Genomic DNA, 21,771 nt, shown 5'->3' on the forward strand with positions numbered 1-21,771 from the left:
ATCCCGACGCCGAGCGGGTCGGGCCAGGCCGCCGCGCCGTTGAAGGCGATCGTCGCGGCCGTCAGCAGCCAGGCGGTCTGGCGCAGCAGCGGGAACGGGATGCGGATCCAGGTGAGCAGCAGGTCCAGCGCCAGCAGGACGACGATGCCCGCGTCGATGCCGATCGGGAAGACGTACGAGAAGGAGCCGAAGCCCTTCTGCTCGGCGAGCGCGCGGATCGCCGAGTACGAACCGGCGAAGCCGATCGCGGCGATGACCAGCGCGCCCGCGACGACCACGCCGATCAGTATTCGGTGCGTACGACTCAAACGCATCGCGGCCACCCGCGATCCCTCCCCGCACTCGGCTGACTGGCCTGAAACCGGCCTGATGGGCGCGCCTAGCGTGGCACACCCGATGAGCCGGGCGCGGGGAGGGCGGCAGGCGTTACGCGAGTGGTACGCCCGCGGTGCGGATATGTGCTTACTTGTTCACCTTGTTGATCTCGTAGACGGCCTGCTTCGCGGCTTCCTCCGCGTCCGCCAGCATCTCCTTGCCGTCCGGGGCCTTCGCGCCGGCCAGGCCCGCACCGTTGAAGTTGATGGTGACCACGGCGTTGGCGGTACGGGCGACGACCGTCTGGTTCTTGAAGTCGTTGCCGTCCTTCTTCAGGTCGTACGTCACCGTGGTCGCCTCTTCGCCGATGCCCTTGGCGGGCTCGCTCTTGACGTTCTTGGCGTCCTTGGTGCCCTTGGCCGCGTCGATCTGCTTGTTGTAGAAGCCGGTCGCCCGCTTCTCGCCGGAGCCCAGCGCGGGGTCGGAGTCGTAACGCTGCAGGCTGACGGCGAGCCAGCGGAACTGCGTGCCGCTGATGCCGCCCTTGCCCTGCCGCTCCTCGCTGCTCCAGGTGCAGGTGCCGTGCGCGGAGGTGTCGCTGCTCTTCCCCTCCTCGCCGCTCTCGTCCTTCACGGCGGGCAGCATCTTCTTGACGCGGTCCTTCGTGATGGCCGTGCAGGGGTCGGGGAGCTTCTTGAACTTGCCCGGTGCCACCTTGGGCGACGAGCTCGGGGCCGCGGACTTCGAGGCGTCGCCGCCCGAGTCCTTCTCCGAGTCGTCGGAGCAGCCGGCGACGAGCATCACCGGTACGGCTGCGCAGGCGAGGTAGCTGGCGAGTCGCTTGGCTGAACGGTGCATGGTTCCTTCGCTGTTCGTCGTCGTGCGAGCGGCCGTCCGCGCGCAGGGCCCGGGTGGCCCCTGCGACGCACGGTACGCGGCGGACGGGCGCCGGTCGCCGATTTGTGTGGTTACTCGCCGACGGTAACCGGTCAATCCATCCCTAACCGGTCATTCGGTCCAGTGCGCGGCCAGCTCGGCGGCCAGCGCCCGGGCCTTTTCCTGCAGCTCGCGACGGTCGGGAAGGACGGACTTGTCGGTGGACCACTGGTCGTACTCGATGGTCACAATCACATTCGACGAGCGGAACACGACCGTGATGTCGCGGTGCAGGCCGGAGTCGGCGGTGACCAGCGCGTCGTCCAGGAAGGCGGCGTCGCCGAGGTCGCCGAGCGGGCGGGGGGCGAGGCTCGCGGCGTCGTCGGGGGAAGTGGAGCTGGGGGAGCCGGAGGGGTCGGGGGCGCCGGAAGAGCCCGCGGAACCGGGGGAGGCGCTTTCGTCCGTACGGGTGCCGGAGCCCTTGCCGGGGGTGTTTCCGGCGGTGTTTCCGGCGGTGCTGCCGGCGGTTTCGGAGGTGCCGGCCTTCTCGCGGTCGGCCGTGCCGGCCGAGGGGTCGGCGGCGGGGCCCTTGCCGCCGGAGGGGCGCGTGCCGCGCTCCTCGGCACCGGAGCGTGCCCCGGTGTCGGCGCCCGACTGCTGACCCGGCTCTCCGCTCGCCTTCTCGTCCGGCGTTCCGTCCGACTTCTCGTCCGGTTTGCCGCTCGATCCCTTGGACGCGGGCGAGGTCGGGGTCCCGGTGGCGGTGTCGCTCGGGATGTGGGCCGCGAGCTCCTTCTTCGCGTACAGCTCCTGCGCCTTGTCGTCGTCGCTGACGGAGCCGTCGTACGACACCACGCGCTGCAGGTCGATGTTCAGGTGGCGGGTGCCCTCGGAGGTCTCCCGCTTCCAGTGGCAGCCGACCCGGCGGTCGGTGTCGAAGGTGATGTCGGCCCGGCCGCGGTAGACCTTGTCGGCCTCCTCCGGGGTCTCCGGGGTGCCGTCGGTGGGCAGCAGGCTGCGCAGCGTCCTCCGGGCGGGCAGCCCGCACGGCTCGGGGAGCGAGTCGAACTCGCCCGGCTCGGCGACCGGCGCCGACGACGTACTGCCGCCGCCCTTGGCGTCCTCGGCCCCCGCATCGGTGTCCGAGCTGCCGGAGCAGCTGGTGAGAATGGTGGCCAGCGCCACGGCAGCCGCCACGGCGGCCCCTCGTACGGACGACCTTCGCTGCACCGTCCCCGGCTCCTTCCGTACGAAATCCGGTTGCCGCTGAGCAGCGGCTGATGAACACAATGTCTACCGCACGCATCGCCGCACCCGCCGGTCCGTTGTCGCTGATCGGGCGCAATATCCAGCTTTTGCCTTTTATCCGCTTTGCACCTTCTGCTGCCTTCTAGCGGTATTCGTTGGTCGTCATCCATCTCATCGGGGGAACGAGGAAGTCATGTCGTACGTGGAAGTGCCCGGCGCGCAGGTCCCGATCCGCATGTGGGCGGACCCGGCCACGGTCGAGGGCGTCGCGCTGCAGCAGCTGCGCAATGTCGCGACGCTGCCGTGGATCAAGGGCCTCGCCGTGATGCCGGACGTGCACTACGGCAAGGGCGCCACGGTCGGGTCGGTGATCGCCATGCACGGCGCGGTCTGCCCGGCGGCGGTCGGCGTCGACATCGGCTGCGGCATGTCCGCGGTCAAGACCTCCCTGACGGCGAACGACCTTCCCGCCGACCTCTCCCGCCTCCGCTCGAAGATCGAGCAGGCCATCCCGGTCGGCCGCGGAATGCACGACGACCCGGTGAACCCGTCCCGTCTGCACGGTTACTCGATGTCCGGCTGGGACGACTTCTGGACCCGCTTCGACGGCATCGCCGAAGCGGTCAAGTTCCGCCAGGACCGGGCAACCAAGCAGATGGGAACCCTCGGAAGCGGCAATCACTTCATCGAATTCTGCCTCGACTCGGACGACTCCGTCTGGCTCATGCTGCACTCCGGCTCCCGCAACATCGGCAAGGAGCTCGCCGACTTCCACATCGGCGAGGCCCAGAAGCTGCCGCACAACCAGGGCCTGGTCGACCGCGACCTCGCCGTCTTCATCGCGGACTCCCCGCAGATGGCGGCGTACCGCAACGACCTGTTCTGGGCACAGGAGTACGCCAAGCACAACCGCGCGATCATGATGGCCCTCTTCCAGGACGTCATCCGCAAGGAATTCCAGAAGGCCCGCCCGACCTTTGAACCGGTCATTTCCTGCCACCACAACTACGTGGCGGAGGAGCGGTACGACGGCATGGATCTCCTCGTCACCCGCAAGGGCGCGATCCGGGCGGGGAGCGGGGACTACGGGATCATTCCGGGCTCGATGGGCACGGGCTCGTACATCGTCCGCGGCCTCGGCAACGAGAAGTCCTTCAACTCCGCCTCGCACGGCGCGGGCCGCAAGATGAGCCGCAACGCCGCGAAGAAGCGCTTCTCCACAAAGGACCTGGAGGAGCAGACGCGGGGCGTGGAGTGCCGCAAGGACTCCGGCGTCGTGGACGAGATCCCCGGCGCGTACAAGCCCATCGAAAAGGTCATCGACCAGCAGCGCGATCTGGTCGAGGTCGTCGCCAAGCTGAAGCAGGTGGTGTGCGTGAAGGGGTGAGCCCCGGCACGTGATCATCGGCTCCCGTACCGGCAACGGGGCGGGGGCCAAGGCGAAAGGGCCGGCCCCGGTGGGGCCGGCCCTTTCTGGTGTGGCGGGTCAGGCGGTGGGCTGGACCGGGCCGGCCGGGGGGCCTGCCTGGTAGAGGGCGAGCCAGGTGGTGGGGTTGACCACGCCGTTCGGGATGAGGTCGTGGTCGGACTGGAAGTGGGCCACGGCCGCCATCGTGTTGGCGTCGAAGGTGCCGCTGAGGTTGTTCCAGCCCAGGTACTGGCGGTTGGCCAGCAGGCACTGGACCTGGGAGACCTGGTCGCCCGCCGCACCGAGGGCGACGGTGCCGCGGTCCTCGGAGAAGGCACAGGCCGCGGGGCCGTGCACGACGTTGTCGCCCATCGCGGCGGAGGCGGGGGTGGCGAGCAGGCCGGTGGTCAACAGGCCCGCGCCCGCGGCCAGTACGGCCGCACGCTTGAGGGCCCTGCCGGGCTTGCGGAAACGGGGGGTGGGGATGCGAAAAGTGCTCACGCTGCCCGCGTGCCCAGTGGGTGAAAAATCATGTGGGATGGTGGTTGTGGATCTTGTGAAGGTTCGCCGCCCCGCGGTGAATTGCGCGGCGCGCGGGGTACGCCGCACGCCGCGCGTCGCGCGCACGTCGCCCCCTACGCGTCCGCCGGGTACCAGCGCAGCTCGACCGTATTGCCGTCCGGGTCCTGGACGTAGAGGGACTCGGCGGTGCCGCGGGCGCCGAAGCGCTTGCCGGGGCCGTCGAGGACGGTGAACACCCCGGAGGCGACCACCTGTTGCCAGTCGAGGGGGGCGACTACCAGGCAGAGGTGGTCGACGTTGGCGCGGGCGGGGGCCGAGTCCTCGGCCGGGGCCTGGACCAGGTCGATGATGGTCGACTCGCTCACCCGCACGGACGGGAACGGGGCCTCGCCGGACCGCCATTCGTCCACTCGGACCGGTTCGAGGCCGAGCGGGCCGCAGTAGAAGTCCAGTGCGCGTTCGACGTCGGCGACGTTCAGGACGAGGTGGTCGAAGGCGGTGACCGTCACGGGGGCGGGGGTGGCGTGACGCATGGTGGTGCTCCTTCCCTGGTAGTACCGGCCGGTCAGGACTCGCGGTGGACCTTCGTGTTGGACGCCTGGGCGCGCGGGCGGACGACGAGGAGGTCGATGTTGACGTGCGCGGGGCGGGTGACCGCCCAGGCGATCGTCTCGGCCACGTCCTCGGCGGTCAGCGGCTCGGCGACGCCCTGGTACACCTTGGCGGCCTTCGCCTCGTCGCCGCGGAAGCGGGTGAGCGCGAACTCGTCGGTCTTCACCATGCCGGGGGCGATCTCGATGACGCGTACGGGCTCGCCGCACAGCTCCAGGCGGAGCGTCTCGGTGAGGACGTGCGCGCCGTGCTTGGCGGCCACGTAACCGCCGCCGCCCTCGTACGTGCCGTGCCCGGCGGTCGAGGAGAGCACGACGACCGTGCCGTCGCCGGTGGCGGTCAGGGCGGGGAGCAGCGCCTGTACGACGTTGAGCACGCCGAGGACGTTGACCTCGTACATCGCGCGCCAGTCGGCCGGGTCGGCGGTGGCCACCGGGTCGGTGCCGAGCGCGCCGCCCGCGTTGGCGACCAAAACGTCGCAGCGGTCCAGGGTGGCCGCGAAGGCGTCGACGGCGGCGCGGTCGGTGACGTCGAGGGCGTACGCCTCGGCGTGCGGGAGCTCGGCGGCCAGCTCCTCGATGCGGTCCTTGCGGCGCGCGGCGAGGATCACGCGGTAGCCGGCCTCGGCGAGCTGCCGGGCGGTCGCGGCACCGATGCCGCTGCTCGCTCCGGTGACGACGGCGGTACGGGCGGCAGCAGCGGCGGTCATTCGTGCTCCTCGGGATTGCGGGCGTACGGAAGAAGTACGGAAGTACCGAAGTACGGGCGTACGGAAGTACGCGTCTGCTCGGCGGGCGAGTGACGGTACGCGGTCAGTGATCAGGATATGCAGGGCGGGCGGGCGCGGGGCGCGGAATTCCGGGCGGTGCGCCGCGAGTTCAGTCGCCCCACCGCGCGCGTTCACCGACCCCGCGGTGCGTACATGATCAGGGCCATGCCGGCCAGGCAGACCAGGGCGCCGGTGATGTCCCAGCGGTCGGGGCGGTAGCCGTCCGCGATCATGCCCCAGGCCAGCGAGCCGGCGACGAAGACGCCCCCGTACGCGGCGAGGATGCGGCCGAAGTCGGCGTCCGGCTGGAGCGTGGCGACGAAGCCGTACGCGCCCAGGGCCAGTACGCCCGCGCCCGCCCAGATCCAGCCGCGGCTCTCCCGCACGCCCTGCCAGACCAGCCAGGCGCCGCCGATCTCCAGGAGCGCGGCGAGGACGAAGAGGACGGCGGAGCGGACGATCGACATACGGGCAGCGTATGCCGACCGTCCGAGCCGGTCCGGGAGCGGGCCGCCTCAACCCCGGACCGCCTCAGCCCCGGGCAGGTGCCGCCGCGGCCGTCGAAGGCTCCCGCTCCGCCGGCCCCGTCCAGCGCAGCAGCGCCGCGCGCAGCGCGTCCGTGCGGGCCGCGCGGTCCATGGTGTCGGTGGCCCAGGCGATGTAGCCGTCCGGGCGGACCAGCAGCGCGGTGCGCCGGTCGCCGCGCCAGGTGCCGTGCACGAGGCGGCTCGCGTCCCGGCCGCCCAGGTCGGGAGACTCGTATGCGGGGGTGATGAGTACGAAACGGTTGCCGCGCAGCGCTTCGTAGAGGCGGCTGCCGTCCGCGAGCCGGATGTCGGGCGCGCGGCGGCCCGTCAGCGGGTGGTCGCCGCGGTGGCGGCCGTACGCGATGCCGATGCCGGTGATCATCGAGACCGCGCGGTGGGTCACCGGCGGTACCCGCTTGATGAGCTGCGTGGCCAGCCCGCGCGCCAGGCGCTGCCCGCGGGTCTGCAGCAGGGCGAACCGGATGAGCGCGCCGCTGGAGCGCAGCACCATGCGGCCCACCGGGTGGCGTTCGGCGTGGTAGGTGTCCAGCAGCGCGTCGGTGGCCCGGCCGCGCAGTACGGCGATCAGCTTCCAGCTGAGGTTGGCGGCGTCCTGCAGGCCGGTGTTCATGCCCTGGCCGCCGGCCGGGGAGTGGACGTGGGCCGCGTCGCCCGCGAGGAAGGCCCGGCCGACGCGGTACTCGGGGACCTGCCGCTCGTCGCTGTGGAAGCGGGACATCCAGCGGGCCTCCTGGATGCCGTAGTCGGTGCCGTGGGCGAGCCGGGTGAGCTCGCGGACCTCCGCCAGGCCGACCGGCGCCTTGTCGTCGGCCTGCCGGTGGCGGTGCCAGGCGATCACCCGGTACCAGCCGTCGCCGAAGCCCGCGATGAGGGCGAAGGCGTCGCCGGTGGCCTTGGCGACGAGCGGCGCGTCCGGCTCCTCGGTGAGCCGTACGTCGGCGAGTACGACGGACCGGATGACGGCCTTGCCGGGGAACGGCAGGCCGAGCGCCCGGCGGACGCCGCTGTGCACGCCGTCGGTGCCGATCAGGTAGGACGCGCGGTAGCCGCCGGTCGCGCCGTCCTTGGTGCGGACCGTGGCCGTGATGCCGTCGGCGTCCTGGTCGATGCCGGTGAGCTCGTTGCCGTACGCGAAGGTCACGCCGGCCTTGCGGGCCCGCTCCTCCAGTACCCGCTCGACCTCGAACTGCGGGGTGACCAGGATGAACGGGAAGCGGGTGGGCAGCTCGGTCGGGTCGATCGCGACATCGCCGAACAGCTGGAGCGAGGTCACCGGGTGGCCGGTGTCGATCACTTCCTCGGCGAGGCCGCGGGCGTCGAACTGTTCGAGGGTGCGGGCGTGCACGACCAGGGAGCGGGTGAGGTTGCTGATCCCGGGGGCGCGGCGCTCCAGCAGGGTGACGTCGAGGCCGGCCTCGGCGAGGTCGCCGGCGAGCAGCAGGCCGGTGGGCCCGGCGCCGACGACCAGGACGTCGGAGGTGGGGTGCGGTGTCGTCGGGCGGGCGGTGGCGCGGGCTGTGGTGGTGGGCTTGCGGTTCATGGCCGCCTCCTATGCCAACACTTGTTGGTCAACGCTTGTTGGCCGCTTATGGGCAACGTACGGCGGCTCCCCTGGCGTGTCAACAGGTGTTGGCCTACGCTTGTTGACATGGCCGACACCGATCCCTCAGCCCGCCCCCGCCGCTCCGACGCGACCCGCGCCGCGATCCTCGACGCGGCGCGCGACCGCTTCGCCGCGGAGGGGTACGAGCGCGCCACCATCCGGGCCATCGCCAGGGACGCGGGCATCGACCCCTCCATGGTCATGCGCTACTACGGCAACAAGGAGGGCCTCTTCGCCGCCGCCACCGAGATCGACCTGCGGCTGCCGGACCTGACTCTCGTACCGCGGGAGCTGCTGGGCGAGCGGCTGGTGCGCCATTTCCTGGACGTCTGGGAGCACGACGAGCGGCTGACCGGGATGGTGCGGGTCGGCGTCACGGTCGACGCGGGCGCCGAGCGGGTGCGGTCGATCTTCCGCGACCAGCTGGCGCCGGTGATCGCGGCGGTCTGCCCGGTGCCGGACGAGGCGGCGGTACGGGCCGCGCTGGTCGGCTCCCAGATCATCGGGATGGCGCTGGCCCGTTACGTCGTGCGCATCCCGCCCGCCGTGGGGCTCAGCCACGACGAGGTCGTCGCCTGGCTGGGACCCACGGTGCAGCGGTACTTGACGGCTGAGCGCCCCTGAGCGGCCGTCCCGGGGCGTATGCCCGTACACCCGGTACGCTCATGAGGCCCTCCGTGCGGAGGGGGAAGAGAGGACCGGGGATGTTCGGGATCAGTGAGATCGCGCTGCTCCTCATCGTTGTCATCGTCGTGCTCGCGGCCAAGCGGCTGCCCGATCTCGTACGGTCGGCCGGCAAGGCGACCCGCATCCTGAAGGCCGAGAACAGGGCGATGAAGGACGGGGTCCACCCGGACGACGACGGCCCGCCGCCGCGCGTCATCAAGGCGCGGCCCGGCGACGTGATCAACTCCCGCGTACAGGACGCGACGCACGACGAGCCGGGGCCCCGCGGCTGACGGCCGCGAGCCGCACCCGGCCCCCCCCGAGGGCCGGAAGTCGGCTCAGCCGAGGTCGAGCCGGCCCGCGACCACGTCGCCCGCCACGTCGGACAGCAGCCGGCGGTGCGCGCGGGCGTGGCCGCGCAACAGGGCGAACGCGCCGTCCATGGTGAGCCCGTGGCGGGTGGCGAGCACGCCCTTGGCCTGCTCGATGATCACCCGGCTGTTCAGCGCGTACTCCAGCTGCTCGCTCAGCGTCCGGCTCGCGTGCAGCTCGTGGTCGCGCTTCAGGGCCAGCGCGGTGAAGTCCGCGAGGGCCTGGGCGAGCGCCGTCTTCTCCTCCGACAGCGGGGCGTCCGCCGGGGAGCGCAGCAGGACCAGCGCGCCCACGGACCGCTCGCCGGTCCGCATCGGGAAGGCGGCGGCGCCGGTGTATCCGAGCTCCAGGGCCCGCGGCGCGTACCGGGGCCAGCGCTGCCTGGCCGGCCGGCCGTCGAAGTCGGTGCAGGAGAGCGGCCGGCCGCTGAGGCGGCTGTCCGTGCCGAGGCCCTCGCGCCACTTCAGCGCTTCCCGCTTCAGCAGCTGCGCGGCCTCCTCGGAGCCCGCCACCTGCGGTTCCGTACCGTCGTCCATGGCCGCCACCGTGCCGGCGGCGCGTACCCCGAGCAGCCCGGGAGTGCACCGCGCCAGCGTGGACAGCAGCTCCGGAGTCTCCAAGGGCGTGCCCGCGCTTCCTCCGGACAGTTCCACGAACACGTCGGCGATCTGCTGTGCCGGTGTCGTCATGAGGCCCCCTTCAGGCGAATCGCAGCGCTCCGCGAACCTTGCGCCATCTTTGCCGGTCAGGCAAGACGGAGCTGTCCATGCACGATCCGCTGCGCCAGTTCATTGACCGGTACCCCGTCGGCATACGCCTTCGCCTTGATCAGCGCGAGCGCGTCATCGACAGGACAGCGCGCCTGTACGGACACCATGCCTGCCGCCTGGTGCACCGTGTCCCGGTGGTCCGTGCCGCCGTAGAGCTCCGGATCGGCGTCCGGGCCGAGCAGTACGGTGCGCACCAGCGCATCGGTGACCTCGGTGAAGACGGCGGACCTGGCGATGCCGGGCCGGGGATCGAAGACGGCCAGCGAACCCAGGCAGCCGTCGGGTGTCTCCAAGGGTACGGCGACCACCTCGCCGAAGCCCAGCTCCGTCACCGCCGGGCCGTAACCGGGCCAGCGCCGCTCGATGGCGGGTCCGGCGGCGGTGATGCGGCAGCGGCCGGCGGCGGCGTCCCGGCAGGGCCCCTCGCCGAGTACGTACTCCAGGTCCTGGGCGGCGCGTGACAGGCCGTCGGACGCGGCCACCGCGAGCTGGCTCTGGTCGGAGCCGAGCAGGGCGAGCGCTGCGCTGTCCGTGCCGCAGGCGTCCGCGACCACGCTCATGAAGGAGGGCGGCGGTTCGGTGGGCGCCGCCGAGCTCTCCAGCCGGCGGGCGTACGCCTCTTGGAGGCGCGCCGAGGAGCGGTGGCTGGCGGCGGCCCGGCGATGGGTGGCGGCTAGCCTCAGATGGAGCTGCTGGCTGGTCTGCTGCGCGAAGAGTTCCTGCTGCTCGGCCAGGGCCTCGCAACGGTCCGCGCGTTGGCGGGAGCCGGCCGCACGAAGCCATGCGGCCGCCGCTTTTCCGGACAGGCCCCGGGGTTCCATAGAGGCAGCGTACGCGCCGGAGCCCCTCAGTCGGTCCGGTCGTCGTGTACTTCTTCCATCAGCAGGACGATGCCGCCGTTGTACCCGTCGAACGGCGAGGCGACCACCGTGCAGCGGATGGCCCGGCCGATGCGGTTCACGGCCGGGACCTCGACGGGGCCCGCGCGCCGCCCGCTGTCCAGGCACTGCTGGACCACGGTCCGCAGCTCCTCGGGGGGCAGCCCGAACTCCAGGGAGAAGAAGGGCTCTTCGGCGACCTCGTCGGGGCGCAGGCCCCACAGCTCGGCCGCGCCGCGGTTCCAGCTCTTGACCCGGAGCGCGCCGTCCAGCACCACCACGCCGGTCGCGACGCTGGTCAGGACCGCTTCGAGGAACGCGCGGGCCTCGTCCAGCTCCTCGCTGCGGATGCGCATCTCCTCATTCATGGTCTCCAGTTCCTCGTTGCCCGACTGGAGTTCCTCGTTCGTCGTCTCCAGTTCCTCATTGGTGGACTGGAGTTCCTCGTTGGTGGTTTCCAGTTCCTCGATGCTGGACTGCAGTTCCTCGTTCGTCGTTTCCAACTCCTCGTTGGTCGACTGCAGCTCTTCGTACGCGGTCTCCAGGTTCTCCCGGACCCTTTTCACTTCGGACCGCAGCTGCGTCGCGACAGTGACGTCGGTGAACGTGATGCTCGTGGCGGCCGGCATCCCGTTCGCGGACATCAGTGGCTGGATGAGAATGTCGAAGTACTGCAGCTCGTCGCTGACCCGCCGTTCGGCGCCGTTGACCCGCAGGGTCCGCCGCTCGTGCATGGCCTGCTCGATCAGGGAGCGCAGTTCGACCGGGCGATAGGAGATCTCCAGGTCCTGGAACGGGCGCCCGATGTCATTGGCGGTGAGCGCGAACTGGGTGCGCGCGTGGTTGTTGATCAGCATCACTGATCCGTCGATGTCCACGGCGATCGCCGGGGATGGCGTGGCGTCCAGGATCAGGTCGCGCAGCTGGCGGTTGCGGGCGAGGGAGTGGACCTCGTGGTGGCCGCCCGGACGGATCTTCACGGGGGCGGGGTTGTACGGCGGCCCGGCGCCGCCCGGACGGCGCCGGAAGACCCGCTGGCGCATGCTCATGACGTCGAACCGGTCGGCGTCGTTCAGCAGCATCTCCGCCTTCCCCAGGAAGAGGAAGCCGCCCGGACGCAGCGCGAAGTGGAAGCGGTCGATGATCTGGGTCTGCGCCTCGACGTTGAAGTACATCAGCGTGTTGCGGCAGATCAGCAGGTCCAGGCGGGAGATCGGCGCGTCGCGGGTGATGTCGTGCCGGCCGAAGATCACCCGGCGGCGCAGGTCGGGGCGGAAGCTGAACTGCGCGCCGTTCTGGTCGAAGTACTTGTCCCGCAGCTCGGCGGAGAGGCCGTCGAGCGCCTTCGCCGTGTAGAGCCCGGAGCGTGCGTCGCGCAGCGCTTCCTCGTCGACGTCCGTGGCGTAGATCTTGACGCGGTTCACGCACTCGTCGATGCCGAGCGCCTCGGCGAACATGACCGCGAGGGAGTACGCCTCCTCGCCGCTGGAGCAGCCCGCGCTCCACACCCGGATCTCGTCCTCGGGGTCCGCCTGCGCGAGCAGTTCGGGCAGCACCTCGCGCTGGAGGAAGGCCCAGGAGTCGGGGTCGCGGAAGTAGGAGGTGACGTTGATCAGGATGGTGTTGAAGAGCGCGCCGAACTCGTCCGCGTTGATCTCCAGCAGGTCCCGGTAGTCGGTGTACGACTCCACGTTCACGTCCGCCATCCGCTTGCGGATGCGGCGGCCCAGCGAGGATCTCTTGTAGCCGGTGAAGTCGAATCCCCGGGTGTCTCTGAGAAAGCCGAGCAGGGCCTCCAGTTCCTCGTCGGCCTCGGCCTCCTGCGCGTCACCCATCACTGCCTCTTGGTCTCGACCAGGCCACGGACCACCGTGGCGATTTCTTCCAGGGGTAGCACGAAGTCCACGGCCCCCGTGTCCACGGCCGCCTTCGGCATACCCGTGAATTCTGCCGTGCGGGGGTCCTCGGCGATGACCGTGCCGCCGCGTGACTTCACCGCCTCGATGCCCATCGCGCCGTCGTAGCCGGAGCCGGTCAGGACGCAGGCGACGGCGCGCGGGCCGTAGGCGCCCGCCACCGATTCGAAGAGGAGGTCGGCCGAGGGGCGTACGAAGTGCACCAGCTTGCTGCTGCTGAGCGTCAGGACGCCGTCGGGGCCGACGAGGAGGTGGCGGTTGGGCGGGGCGATGTACACGGTGCCCGGGAGGGCCCGCTCATTGTGGTCCGCCAGCTTGACGTCCATCGCCGCGCGCCGGGCGAGGATCTCGGCGATCACGGTGCCGTGCCGGGGGTCGAGGTGCTGGACGATGAGGACCGGGACGGGCAGCCCGGCACCCAGCGCCTCCAGGAACACACTCAGCGCATGGATGCCGCCGGCCGAGGAGGCGACCGCCACGATGGCGAAACTGTCCGGTGCGGACTCGTCGTGGTCCGGTACGGGCGGGTGTGCCGTCACACTGCGAGCCTAGTCTTCCGCGTATCGACTGGGGAGGAGCGCAGGGGCGGCCGCGTGTGCCGGTGCCATGGGGCGCGCCGGTACGAATACGTCGCCTGCCGCAGTACGGTCTCCGCCGTCCGTCAGGGCCACACCAGGCAGTACGCCTGATGTCCGGCCTCGTGCAGACGGTGGCTGAAGTCCTGCCATTCGTGGAGGAGGCGGTAGACGGCGAAGGCGTCGCGCGGGCCGCCGCGGTCGGGGACGGTGGACCAGATGAAGGCGGCGGCGCCCACCGACTCCTCGCCGACGCCGCGCAGCGGGTCGACGACCGTCATCGGGAGCTTGACCACGGCGTAGTCGGGGTGCAGGACGACCAGTTCCAGCGGGGGGACCTTGGACAGCGGTATGCCTTCTATGCCGGTCAGCACCATCGCCGCCATGGTCTCCGGCTTGATCTTGGTGAACATCCCGCCCATGCCGAGCTCGTCGCCGCCCAGCTCTTCGGGGCGCATCGAGATCGGTACCCGGGCCGCGGTGGCGCCGTCGGGAGCGCCGAAGTATTTGTACGTCACCCCCATGCGCCCGCCTCTGCTGCTGGTCCCGCTGTTGTCCGCCGGGCCGACCTGCCCGGTGCCGCTCTGCTCCGCACGGTCCTGCTCGCCGCTGTACTCCGCTCGGCGGTGGCGTCCGCGCCGGGCGCGCTCCGGGCCCCGGTCATCCGTCCCTTCGCCCAGTTCGCCACCGCGATGCATATCTCCACCCGACCACTCGCAGCCTCAGCCGCGCAACCCGATCATCGTCTCAGAGACCTCCCCCGTCACCGGCGTGTGAAACGCCCGGCCGCGCGCCCCCGTGCGCCTCTGAGACCATTGCTTGCGTGACTCACTCGTACGATGCCCCAGTTTCGCAGACGCTCTTCGACCGCGCGGCCGTCGTGACGCCCGGCGGCGTGAACTCTCCCGTGCGCGCGTTCCGCGCCGTGGGCGGTACGCCCCGGTTCATGGTGTCCGGTACCGGTCCGTACCTCACCGATGCCGACGGTCGTGAGTACGTCGACCTCGTGTGCTCGTGGGGACCGATGATCCTCGGCCACGCCCACCCGCAGGTCCTCGCGGCCGTCCAGGACGCCGTCGCGCACGGTCTTTCCTTCGGCACGCCGGGCGCCGGCGAGGTCGAGCTCGCCGAGGAGATCGTGCACCGGATCGAGCCGGTCGAGCAGGTCCGGCTGGTCTCCTCCGGTACCGAGGCGACCATGTCGGCGATCCGGCTGGCCCGTGGCTTCACCGGCCGCCCCAAGGTGATCAAGTTCGCCGGCTGCTACCACGGGCACGTGGACGCCCTGCTGGCCGCGGCCGGTTCGGGCGTGGCGACCTTCGGTCTGCCCGACACGCCGGGCGTCACCGGCGCGCAGGCCGGTGACACGATCGTGCTGCCCTACAACGACATCGAGGCCGTGCGCGCCGCGTTCGCCGCGCACGAGGGCCAGATCGCCTGTGTGATCACCGAGGCGTCGCCCGGCAACATGGGCGTGGTCCCGCCGCTGCCCGGCTTCAACCAGGGCCTGAAGGACCTCTGCTCGGCGAACGGCGCGCTCTACATCTCCGACGAGGTCATGACCGGCTTCCGGGTGAGCAAGGCCGGTTGGTACGGCATCGACGGCGTGCGCCCCGACCTGATGACCTTCGGCAAGGTCATGGGCGGCGGCTTCCCGGCCGCGGCGTTCGGCGGCCGCGCCGACGTCATGGCCCACCTCGCCCCGGCCGGCCCGGTCTACCAGGCGGGCACCCTCTCCGGTAACCCGATCGCCACCGCCGCCGGTGTCACGCAGCTGCGGCTGCTGGACGACGCCGCGTACGAGAAGGTCGACGCGGTCTCCGCGGAGCTGCGCGGGCTGGTCTCCGAGGCGCTGACCAAGGAGGGCGTGGCGCACCGCCTGCAGGTCGCGGGCAACATGTTCTCGGTCTTCTTCACCGACGAGGACGTCACCGACTACGAGAAGGCCAAGGCGCAGGAGTCCTTCCGCTTCACGCCGTTCTTCCACTCGATGCTCTCCCAGGGCGTCTACCTTCCGCCGTCCGCCTTCGAGTCGTGGTTCGTCTCCACCGCGCACGACACGCAGGCCGTCGAGCGGATCGCCGCCGCGCTGCCGGCCGCCGCCCGGGCCGCAGCCGAGGCCACCGCATGAGCGGCACGACCGGCGGCAACGGCGTCCAGGGCGGCAGCGGTGACGAGGTCACCGTCGTCCACCTGATGCGCCACGGCGAGGTGCACAACCCCGACGGCATCCTCTACGGGCGCCGCCCCGGGTACCACCTCTCCGAGCTCGGCCGGCAGATGGCCGACCGGGTCGCCGAACACCTCGCCGACCGCGACATCACGCATGTCGTCGCCTCCCCGCTGGAGCGGGCGCAGGAGACGGCCACGCCGATCGGCAAGGCGCACGGGCTGGACATCGCGACCGACGGACGGCTCATCGAGGCCGGGAACATCTTCGAGGGGAAGACCTTCGGCGTCGGTGACGGCGCGCTCAAGCGGCCGGGGAACTGGAAGTACCTCACCAACCCGTTCCGGCCGTCCTGGGGCGAGCCGTACATCGAGCAGGTCGTCCGGATGATGGCGGCGCTCGGCGCGGCCCGGGACGCGGCCCGCGGCCACGAGGCCGTCGCGGTCAGCCACCAGCTGCCGATCTGGATCGTGCGCAGCTTCGCCGAGCGGCGGCGGCTGTGGCACGACCCGCGCAAGCGGCAGTGCACGCTCGCCTCGCTGACGTCCTTCACCTTCCACGGCGACCGGATCGTGTCGGTCGGCTACACCGAGCCCGCGCTCGACCTGGTCCCCGAGCACCTGCGGGCCGGCGCCCAGCCGCGGTTCGGCAGGGGCTCCGTAAAGGGCCAGCCGAAGGCGGCCGGCGCCTGATCCCCGCGGCGGGAGGGGGGTGCGGAAGATCCGTAATGGGCCCATGCGAAACTTTTCACATGAGTGCCTGCCGCGTCCCCCGCCGCCGCGTCACCCGTCGCCGTACGCTCCTGCCGGCCGCCGGAGCCGCGGTCGCCGCCGTGCTGCTGAGTGCCTGCGGGTCAGGCGGTACGTCAGGCGGCTCGGAGCAGACGAAGTTCGTGCAGGGCAAGGACGGCGTGGACACCGTGAGGCCGGCCGACCGGCAGCCGGTGCCCGACATCTCCGGTGAATCCACCAAGGGCAAGCACCTCGACATCGCCGACTACAAGGGCAAGGTCGTCGTCCTCAACATCTGGGGATCCTGGTGCGCGCCCTGCATCGCCGAGGCCCCGAACTTCGCCAAGGTCGCGAACGAGACCAAGGACAAGGGCGTGCAGTTCCTCGGGATCAACACCCGGGACTCCAAGAAGACCCAGGCGGTCAGCTTCGAGGAACAGCACAAGGTCCCGTACCCGAGCCTGTACGACCCGATGGGCAAGCAGATGCTGCGCTTCCCCAAGGGCAGCCTGAACCCGCAGGCCATCCCCACCACGATCGCGATCGACCGCAAGGGGCGGATCGCGGCGCGCGCGCTCACCCCGCTCAGCGAGAACGAGCTGCGCAAGATGATCGACCCGCTGATCGCGGAGAAGTGATCCCGTGATCGCGCTCGACCCCGGCCCGCTGACCGCGCTCGCCGCCGCAAGCACAGCCCCGAACCAGACCGTGCTCACCGGCGCCCTGCTGGTCGCCCTGCCGGTCGCCCTCCTCGGCGGCCTGGTCTCCTTCTTCTCGCCGTGCGTACTGCCGCTCGTACCCGGCTACATGTCGTACGTGACCGGCGTCACCGGCACCGATCTCGGCGAGGCCAAGCGGGGCCGGATGCTGGGCGGCGCCGCCCTCTTCGTCCTCGGCTTCACCGTCGTCTTCGTCTCCGGCGGCGCGCTCTTCGGGTACTTCGGGCAGACGCTGCAGGACTACAAGGACGTCATCTCCAAGGTGCTCGGCGCCCTGACGATCCTGCTCGGCCTCACTTTCATGGGCGTGCTGGGCCGCTTCGGGCAGCGCGAGTTCCGGATGCTGCACAAGCGGCCCGCGATGGGGCTGGTGGGCGCGCCCGTGCTCGGCGTGCTCTTCGGCGTCGGCTGGACGCCGTGCCTGGGCCCCACCCTGACCGCCGTGAACGCCCTGTCGTTCAACGAGGCCAGCGCGGGCCGCGGCGCGCTGCTGACCATCGCGTACTGCATCGGCCTCGGCCTGCCCTTCATCCTGGTCGCGCTGGCCTTCCGCAAGGCGCTCGGCGCGTTCGGCTGGGTCAAGCGCCACTATGTCTGGGTGATGCGGACCGGTGGCGGGCTGCTCGTGATGATCGGTGTCCTGCTCGTCACAGGAATCTGGGACAGCATGATGTCCGAGCTGCAGAGCTGGACGACCGGCTTCACCGTTGGGATCTGAATTGATGGCCGCCAAGACCGACACCCACCGCGACACGCACAGCGACCCCCCGCAGGACGCCGACCTCGGCGCCGCGGGCTCCCAGCTGTCCACCGCGCCGAAGGAGGAGGTCTCCTTCCCCTCCCTCGGGCCGATCGGCTGGGCCCGCTGGTTCTGGCGCCAGCTGACCTCGATGCGGGTCGCGCTGATCCTGCTCTTCCTGCTCTCGCTCGGCGCCGTCCCCGGCTCGCTGATCCCGCAGACCAGCATCGACCCGGTCAAGGTCGATCAGTTCCAGAAGCAGCACGACATCCTCGGGCCGATCTACGACAAGCTCGGGATGTTCCACGTCTACAGCTCGGTGTGGTTCTCCGCGATCTACCTGCTGCTGTTCATCTCGCTGATCGGCTGCATCGTCCCGCGGACCTGGCAGTTCGTCGGCCAGCTGCGCGGCCGCCCGCCGGGCGCCCCGCGCCGGCTGACCCGGCTGCCCGCGTACGCCACCTGGCGCACCACCGCCGAGCCCGAGCAGGTACTCCAGGCAGCGCAGCGCACCCTGAAGAAGCGCCGCTTCCGCAGCCATATCGTGGGCACCTCGGTCGCCTCCGAGAAGGGGTACCTCCGCGAGGCCGGCAACCTGGTCTTCCACATCGCGCTGATCGTGATGCTGGTCGCCTTCGCCATCGGCAACCTGTGGAAGTCCGAGGGCGGCAAGCTGATCGCCGAGGGCGACGGCTTCTCCAACAGCCTCACGCAGTTCGACGACTTCAAGTCCGGTTCGTTCTTCGACACGAACGACCTGGAGCCGTTCGGCTTCCAGCTCGACAAGTTCGTCGCCACGTACGAGCGCGGCGGGCCGCAGAACGGTACTCCGCGGATCTTCCGCGCCGACGTCACCTACTTCAGCGGTGCCGACGGCAAGGAGCACAAGACCTCGATCAAGGTCAATGAGCCGCTGGACATCGGCGGCGACCGGGTCTACCTGCTCTCGCACGGCTACGCCCCGGACGTCACCGTCAAGGACGGCACCGGCAAGGTCGTCTACGAGGGCGCGGTCCCCTTCCTCCCGCAGGACCCGAAGAACTTCACCTCCAGCGGCGTGGTGAAGGTCCCCGGCGCCAAGACCAAGGACGGCAAGAAGAACCAGCTGGGCTTCCAGGGCTTCTTCGTCCCGACCTTCGGCGGCAAGGGCTCCGGCTCGATGTTCTCCGTCTTCCCGGCGCTGGACAATCCCCGGCTGACCCTCACCGCGTACCACGGTGACCTGGGCGTGGACTCCGGTCTGCCGCAGAACGTCTACCAGCTCGAGACCAAGAACCTGAAGCAGTACAAGGTCGACGGCCGGGCGGTCGCCCAGATGATGTCCCCGGGCCAGTCCATGAAGCTGCCGAACGGTGACGGCAGCATCAAGTTCAACGGCGTCAAGCAGTGGGCCAGCTTCAAGATCGCCCACCAGCCGGGCAACGGGCTCGCGCTGGGCGGCGCGGTCGCCGCCCTGCTCGGCCTCGCCGGCTCGCTGTTCATCCAGCGCCGCCGGGTGTGGGTCCGCGCCGAGCCGGGCCCCGACGGCGTCACCGTCGTGGAGCTCGCCGGGCTCGGCCGCAGCGAGTCCACCAAGCTCCCCGAGGAGCTGGCGGACCTGGCGTACGCCCTCCAGCCGGAAGCCCCGCAGGCTCCCGAGCCGGCATCCGAAGAGACTGAGAAGTCCGAAGAGACTGAGAAGTCCGACCCCTCCGAAGGAGCGCGCGCGTGAACCTCGCGGCCGCGGCCAACGAGAACCTGGCCAGTACCAGCAACACGCTGATCTATTCGGCGATGGCGATCTACACCCTGGCGTTCCTCGCGCACATGGCGGAGTGGGTCTTCGGCAGCCGGAGCAAGGTGGGCCGTACGGCCGCCGCGCTCACCGCGGACAAGGCGGCGGCGCCCGCCGTCACGGTGCAGTCCAAGACCAAGGCGGGCGGCACCGCCGTACTGGACCGCCCGAAGGTCGTGACCCGCTCGGCGGCCGGCAGCCGGGACGTGCCCGACGGCATCGGCGCGCACGGCGGCACCGAGAAGGGCGACCTGTACGGCCGGATCGCCGTCTCGCTGACCACGCTGGCCTGGCTGATCCACGTGGGCGGCGTGGTCTCCCGCGCACTGTCGGTGGAGCGTGCCCCCTGGGGCAACATGTACGAGTTCTCCACCACCTTCGCCGCGGTCGCGGTGGCCGTGTACCTGATCCTGCTGGTCGCCAAGAAGAACGTCCGCTGGCTCGGCCTGCCGCTGGTCACCACCGTCCTGCTGGACCTCGGTCTCGCCGTCTCGGTCCTGTACACCGCCAGCGACCAGCTCGTCCCGGCGCTGCACTCGTACTGGCTGTGGATCCACGTCAGCTGCGCGATCATCTCCGGTGCGGTGCTCTACATGGGCGCGGTCTCCACGCTGCTGTACCTCTTCCGCGACCGCTACGAGGCCAAGCTCGCCGATCCGAGCGGCAAGCAGCCGGGCGCCTTCGCCAAGTCGGTACTGGAGCGGCTGCCCTCGGCCGCCTCGCTGGACAAGTTCGCGTACCGCATCAACGCGACCGTCTTCCCGCTGTGGACCTTCACGATCATCGCGGGCGCGATCTGGGCCGAGGCCGCCTGGGGCCGCTACTGGGGCTGGGACCCCAAGGAGGTCTGGTCCTTCATCACCTGGGTCGCCTACGCCTGCTACCTGCACGCCCGCGCCACCGCCGGCTGGAAGGGCCGCAAGGCCGCCTACCTGGCCCTGATCGCCTTCGCCTGCTACCTCTTCAACTACTACGGCGTGAACATCTTCGTCACCGGTCTGCACTCCTACGCCGGAGTCTGACCGGGGCGGCAGCCGTGGGCCGCGGCGGGCCGGGGAGCTTCCCCCGGCCCGCCGCGGCCGTTTTTCAGCGGCCGGACAGTGCGACCGTGGCGGTCGCCGTCGCGGCCGTGTGGCGCGCGTCGCCCTGGTACGTGACGGTGTACGTCACCTCGCCCTCGCCGCGCGGCCGGTCGGTCACCTTGAAGGTGCCGTCGGCGGCCACGGCCACGCTGCCGAGCGGCACGGCCGAGCCGCCGGACGGGCCGGTGCGCGTCACCTCGACCGAGGTCCCCTCGCCGTACGGCAGCTTGGCGGTCAGCGTGCCGGAGACGGTCAGCGGCGGGCCGGACGGGGCGGTGGCCGGCGCCTCCACGGTGAGCTGCGAATCGGCCTTGGCGGCCTCGGTCAGGACCTTGAGCTGGAGCGTCGTGCCGGAGCCGGTGATCGCGAACAGCCGGCTGCCGTCCGGCGCCCACTCCAGGCCGCGCGTCGCCAGGGTCGCGTTCGTCGTGCCCTGGACCTCGTACGTGCGGTACGCCGCGGCCGCGCCCGGCGTGAAGAGGTAGATGTCGTCCTCGTAGTACCCGTCGATGCCCGCGGCGACCGTGCCGTCCGGGGCGATGGCCACCGCGTTCGGGTACGAGCTGGTCGGGTAGCTGCCGTTCGCCGACAGGTCCGCGAGCTTGAAGATCTGCTGCTTGTACGGCGCGCCGCTGGCCACGACGACGTTCTCGCCGTCGGCGGCGATGGCCATGTCGCGGAGGTTGGACGTGGTGGAGGAACCGTCGCCCGGGTTCCAGACCTTGGCCTTCTCCACCGGGTGTCCGGAGGACACGTCGTACACGCCCACGGTGGCCGGGCTGGAGCCCACCTCGCCCGCGACGAGCGTGTTCGGCGCGGCCGGTGAGGCGGCCAGCAGCGGGGCGTTGTACCAGGCGTACGCCGGGACCTCGTCCGTGGTGACGACCGGCTCGGCGCCCGAGAGGTCGACCGCGCCGATGCCGCCGCCCCTGGAGCCGTAGAAGCTGAACCAGACCTTGCCGCCCGTGACGACCGGTGTCGACGGCTGGTTGCCGGTACCGGTGGCATAACGGGCGGTCTCGGTGAGCGAGCCGGTGTCGATCGCGGCGATCGCTTCGCCCTCGGACAGGCCGACATAGAGCGTCCCGGAGTCCTCGGAGAGGGCGAGTCCGGACGCGCCCTGCGCGCCCGGTATCTGCCCGACGAGCTTCCCGTCGTAGTCCGCGACCAGCACGCTGTCGCTGTTCGGGGCGCTCATGAACACCCGCTTGTGGACCCCGTCCACGACGGTGTCGGTGATCCAGTCGGCGGGCAGGGGAGTGGAACTGTCGGCGTACGCGGGGCCGGCGGACCCGGGGCCGAAGAAAGTTGCGGTACCGACGAGGGCCGTCAGCGTGAGGGCGCTGACAAGTCTTCGTGTGCGCAAGTGCTTCATCCTCTGAACGAGCTCGGTGCCGAGCATGCTGAACCGACGGCCGGAAGACCCGGCCGCGAGGATGGCGATGGGGGGAACGGACGGGCGGCAGGCAGGGGAGAAC

At 70.8% G+C, this 21,771-nt stretch carries 23 protein-coding genes; 9 read left to right on the top strand and 14 right to left on the bottom strand.

What is annotated here, in order from left to right; all coding sequences use genetic code 11:
- The 3 genes from AB0I82_RS25345 to AB0I82_RS25355 all read right to left on the bottom strand — a co-directional run.
- A partial coding sequence (locus tag AB0I82_RS25345; RefSeq protein WP_363259667.1) for a DUF2637 domain-containing protein occupies positions 1-323 on the bottom strand: 323 nt, incomplete at its 3' end.
- 139 nt (positions 324-462) lie between these two features.
- Complete coding sequence (locus AB0I82_RS25350; RefSeq protein ID WP_363259668.1) at positions 463-1,173, bottom strand: DUF3558 family protein; 711 nt, start codon at positions 1,171-1,173, stop codon at positions 463-465.
- A gap of 150 nt (positions 1,174-1,323) precedes the next feature.
- The gene (locus AB0I82_RS25355) at positions 1,324-2,421 is read right to left on the bottom strand and encodes a hypothetical protein (RefSeq protein ID WP_363259669.1); all 1,098 of its coding nucleotides are present in this window, start codon (positions 2,419-2,421) and stop codon (positions 1,324-1,326) included.
- A gap of 211 nt (positions 2,422-2,632) precedes the next feature.
- Between AB0I82_RS25355 and AB0I82_RS25360 the strand changes: the two genes are divergently transcribed.
- The gene (locus AB0I82_RS25360) at positions 2,633-3,826 is read left to right on the top strand and encodes an RtcB family protein (protein WP_363259670.1); all 1,194 of its coding nucleotides are present in this window, start codon (positions 2,633-2,635) and stop codon (positions 3,824-3,826) included.
- A 99-nt stretch (positions 3,827-3,925) separates the two neighbouring features.
- Here the strand turns inward: AB0I82_RS25360 and AB0I82_RS25365 are convergent, their stop codons facing one another.
- From AB0I82_RS25365 to AB0I82_RS25385, 5 genes are all read right to left on the bottom strand, one after another.
- Positions 3,926-4,348, bottom strand: a complete 423-nt coding sequence (locus AB0I82_RS25365) for a peptidoglycan-binding domain-containing protein (protein ID WP_363259671.1) — start codon at positions 4,346-4,348, stop codon at positions 3,926-3,928.
- Positions 4,349-4,482: 134 nt separating this feature from the next.
- On the bottom strand, positions 4,483-4,902 hold the full coding sequence (locus tag AB0I82_RS25370; RefSeq protein WP_363259672.1) for a VOC family protein: 420 nt from the start codon (positions 4,900-4,902) through the stop codon (positions 4,483-4,485).
- 32 nt (positions 4,903-4,934) lie between these two features.
- Positions 4,935-5,690, bottom strand: coding sequence for an SDR family NAD(P)-dependent oxidoreductase (locus AB0I82_RS25375; RefSeq protein ID WP_363259674.1), 756 nt, complete (start codon positions 5,688-5,690; stop codon positions 4,935-4,937).
- A 191-nt stretch (positions 5,691-5,881) separates the two neighbouring features.
- Positions 5,882-6,217 (bottom strand): YnfA family protein, encoded by a 336-nt coding sequence (locus tag AB0I82_RS25380; protein ID WP_363259675.1) that lies wholly within the window; start codon positions 6,215-6,217, stop codon positions 5,882-5,884.
- Positions 6,218-6,281: 64 nt separating this feature from the next.
- Positions 6,282-7,838, bottom strand: a complete 1,557-nt coding sequence (locus AB0I82_RS25385) for an FAD-dependent oxidoreductase (RefSeq protein WP_363259676.1) — start codon at positions 7,836-7,838, stop codon at positions 6,282-6,284.
- Between the two features lie 108 nt (positions 7,839-7,946).
- Here AB0I82_RS25385 and AB0I82_RS25390 point away from each other — a divergent pair, with 108 nt between their 5' ends.
- Positions 7,947-8,525, top strand: a complete 579-nt coding sequence (locus tag AB0I82_RS25390) for a TetR family transcriptional regulator (protein ID WP_363259677.1) — start codon at positions 7,947-7,949, stop codon at positions 8,523-8,525.
- A gap of 80 nt (positions 8,526-8,605) precedes the next feature.
- The gene (locus AB0I82_RS25395) at positions 8,606-8,860 is read left to right on the top strand and encodes a twin-arginine translocase TatA/TatE family subunit (RefSeq protein WP_363259678.1); all 255 of its coding nucleotides are present in this window, start codon (positions 8,606-8,608) and stop codon (positions 8,858-8,860) included.
- Positions 8,861-8,905: 45 nt separating this feature from the next.
- On the opposite strand, the gene AB0I82_RS25400 is transcribed toward AB0I82_RS25395, so the two are convergent.
- From AB0I82_RS25400 to AB0I82_RS25420, 5 genes are all read right to left on the bottom strand, one after another.
- On the bottom strand, positions 8,906-9,628 hold the full coding sequence (locus tag AB0I82_RS25400) for a GAF and ANTAR domain-containing protein (protein WP_363259679.1): 723 nt from the start codon (positions 9,626-9,628) through the stop codon (positions 8,906-8,908).
- 56 nt (positions 9,629-9,684) lie between these two features.
- Positions 9,685-10,530 carry an ANTAR domain-containing protein gene (locus tag AB0I82_RS25405; RefSeq protein WP_363259680.1) on the bottom strand — a complete coding sequence of 282 codons (846 nt, stop codon included), beginning with the start codon at positions 10,528-10,530 and terminating at the stop codon, positions 9,685-9,687.
- A 26-nt stretch (positions 10,531-10,556) separates the two neighbouring features.
- On the bottom strand, positions 10,557-12,422 hold the full coding sequence (locus AB0I82_RS25410) for a CheR family methyltransferase (RefSeq protein WP_363259681.1): 1,866 nt from the start codon (positions 12,420-12,422) through the stop codon (positions 10,557-10,559).
- Entirely contained in the window at positions 12,422-13,042 is a 621-nt protein-coding gene (locus tag AB0I82_RS25415; RefSeq protein ID WP_363259682.1) for a chemotaxis protein CheB, read from the bottom strand. The genes AB0I82_RS25410 and AB0I82_RS25415 overlap by 1 nt, the downstream gene beginning before the upstream one ends.
- A gap of 122 nt (positions 13,043-13,164) precedes the next feature.
- Positions 13,165-13,776, bottom strand: coding sequence for a hypothetical protein (locus tag AB0I82_RS25420; protein WP_363259683.1), 612 nt, complete (start codon positions 13,774-13,776; stop codon positions 13,165-13,167).
- 125 nt (positions 13,777-13,901) lie between these two features.
- On the opposite strand from AB0I82_RS25420, the gene hemL reads away from it, so the two are divergent.
- From hemL to ccsB, 6 genes are read left to right on the top strand one after another with little or no spacing between them, the layout of a single operon-like run.
- Entirely contained in the window at positions 13,902-15,209 is a 1,308-nt protein-coding gene (gene hemL, locus AB0I82_RS25425; RefSeq protein WP_363259684.1) for a glutamate-1-semialdehyde 2,1-aminomutase, read from the top strand.
- Positions 15,206-15,940, top strand: a complete 735-nt coding sequence (locus AB0I82_RS25430) for a histidine phosphatase family protein (RefSeq protein ID WP_363259685.1) — start codon at positions 15,206-15,208, stop codon at positions 15,938-15,940. Before hemL ends, AB0I82_RS25430 begins: the two co-directional genes overlap by 4 nt.
- Before the next feature lie 59 nt (positions 15,941-15,999).
- The gene (locus tag AB0I82_RS25435) at positions 16,000-16,617 is read left to right on the top strand and encodes a TlpA disulfide reductase family protein (protein WP_363259686.1); all 618 of its coding nucleotides are present in this window, start codon (positions 16,000-16,002) and stop codon (positions 16,615-16,617) included.
- Positions 16,618-16,645: 28 nt separating this feature from the next.
- Entirely contained in the window at positions 16,646-17,416 is a 771-nt protein-coding gene (locus tag AB0I82_RS25440; RefSeq protein WP_363259997.1) for a cytochrome c biogenesis protein CcdA, read from the top strand.
- A gap of 4 nt (positions 17,417-17,420) precedes the next feature.
- Entirely contained in the window at positions 17,421-19,148 is a 1,728-nt protein-coding gene (locus AB0I82_RS25445) for a cytochrome c biogenesis protein ResB (RefSeq protein WP_363259687.1), read from the top strand.
- A complete protein-coding gene (ccsB, locus tag AB0I82_RS25450) occupies positions 19,145-20,233 on the top strand; it encodes a c-type cytochrome biogenesis protein CcsB (protein WP_363259688.1) in 1,089 nt (362 codons plus the stop codon). The genes AB0I82_RS25445 and ccsB overlap by 4 nt, the downstream gene beginning before the upstream one ends.
- A 64-nt stretch (positions 20,234-20,297) precedes the next feature.
- On the opposite strand, the gene AB0I82_RS25455 is transcribed toward ccsB, so the two are convergent.
- Positions 20,298-21,659 carry a hypothetical protein gene (locus AB0I82_RS25455; protein ID WP_363259689.1) on the bottom strand — a complete coding sequence of 454 codons (1,362 nt, stop codon included), beginning with the start codon at positions 21,657-21,659 and terminating at the stop codon, positions 20,298-20,300.
- Between the last annotated feature and the right edge of the window lie 112 nt (positions 21,660-21,771).

This window comes from Streptomyces sp. NPDC050315, assembly GCF_040655775.1.
Classification (GTDB): domain Bacteria; phylum Actinomycetota; class Actinomycetes; order Streptomycetales; family Streptomycetaceae; genus Streptomyces.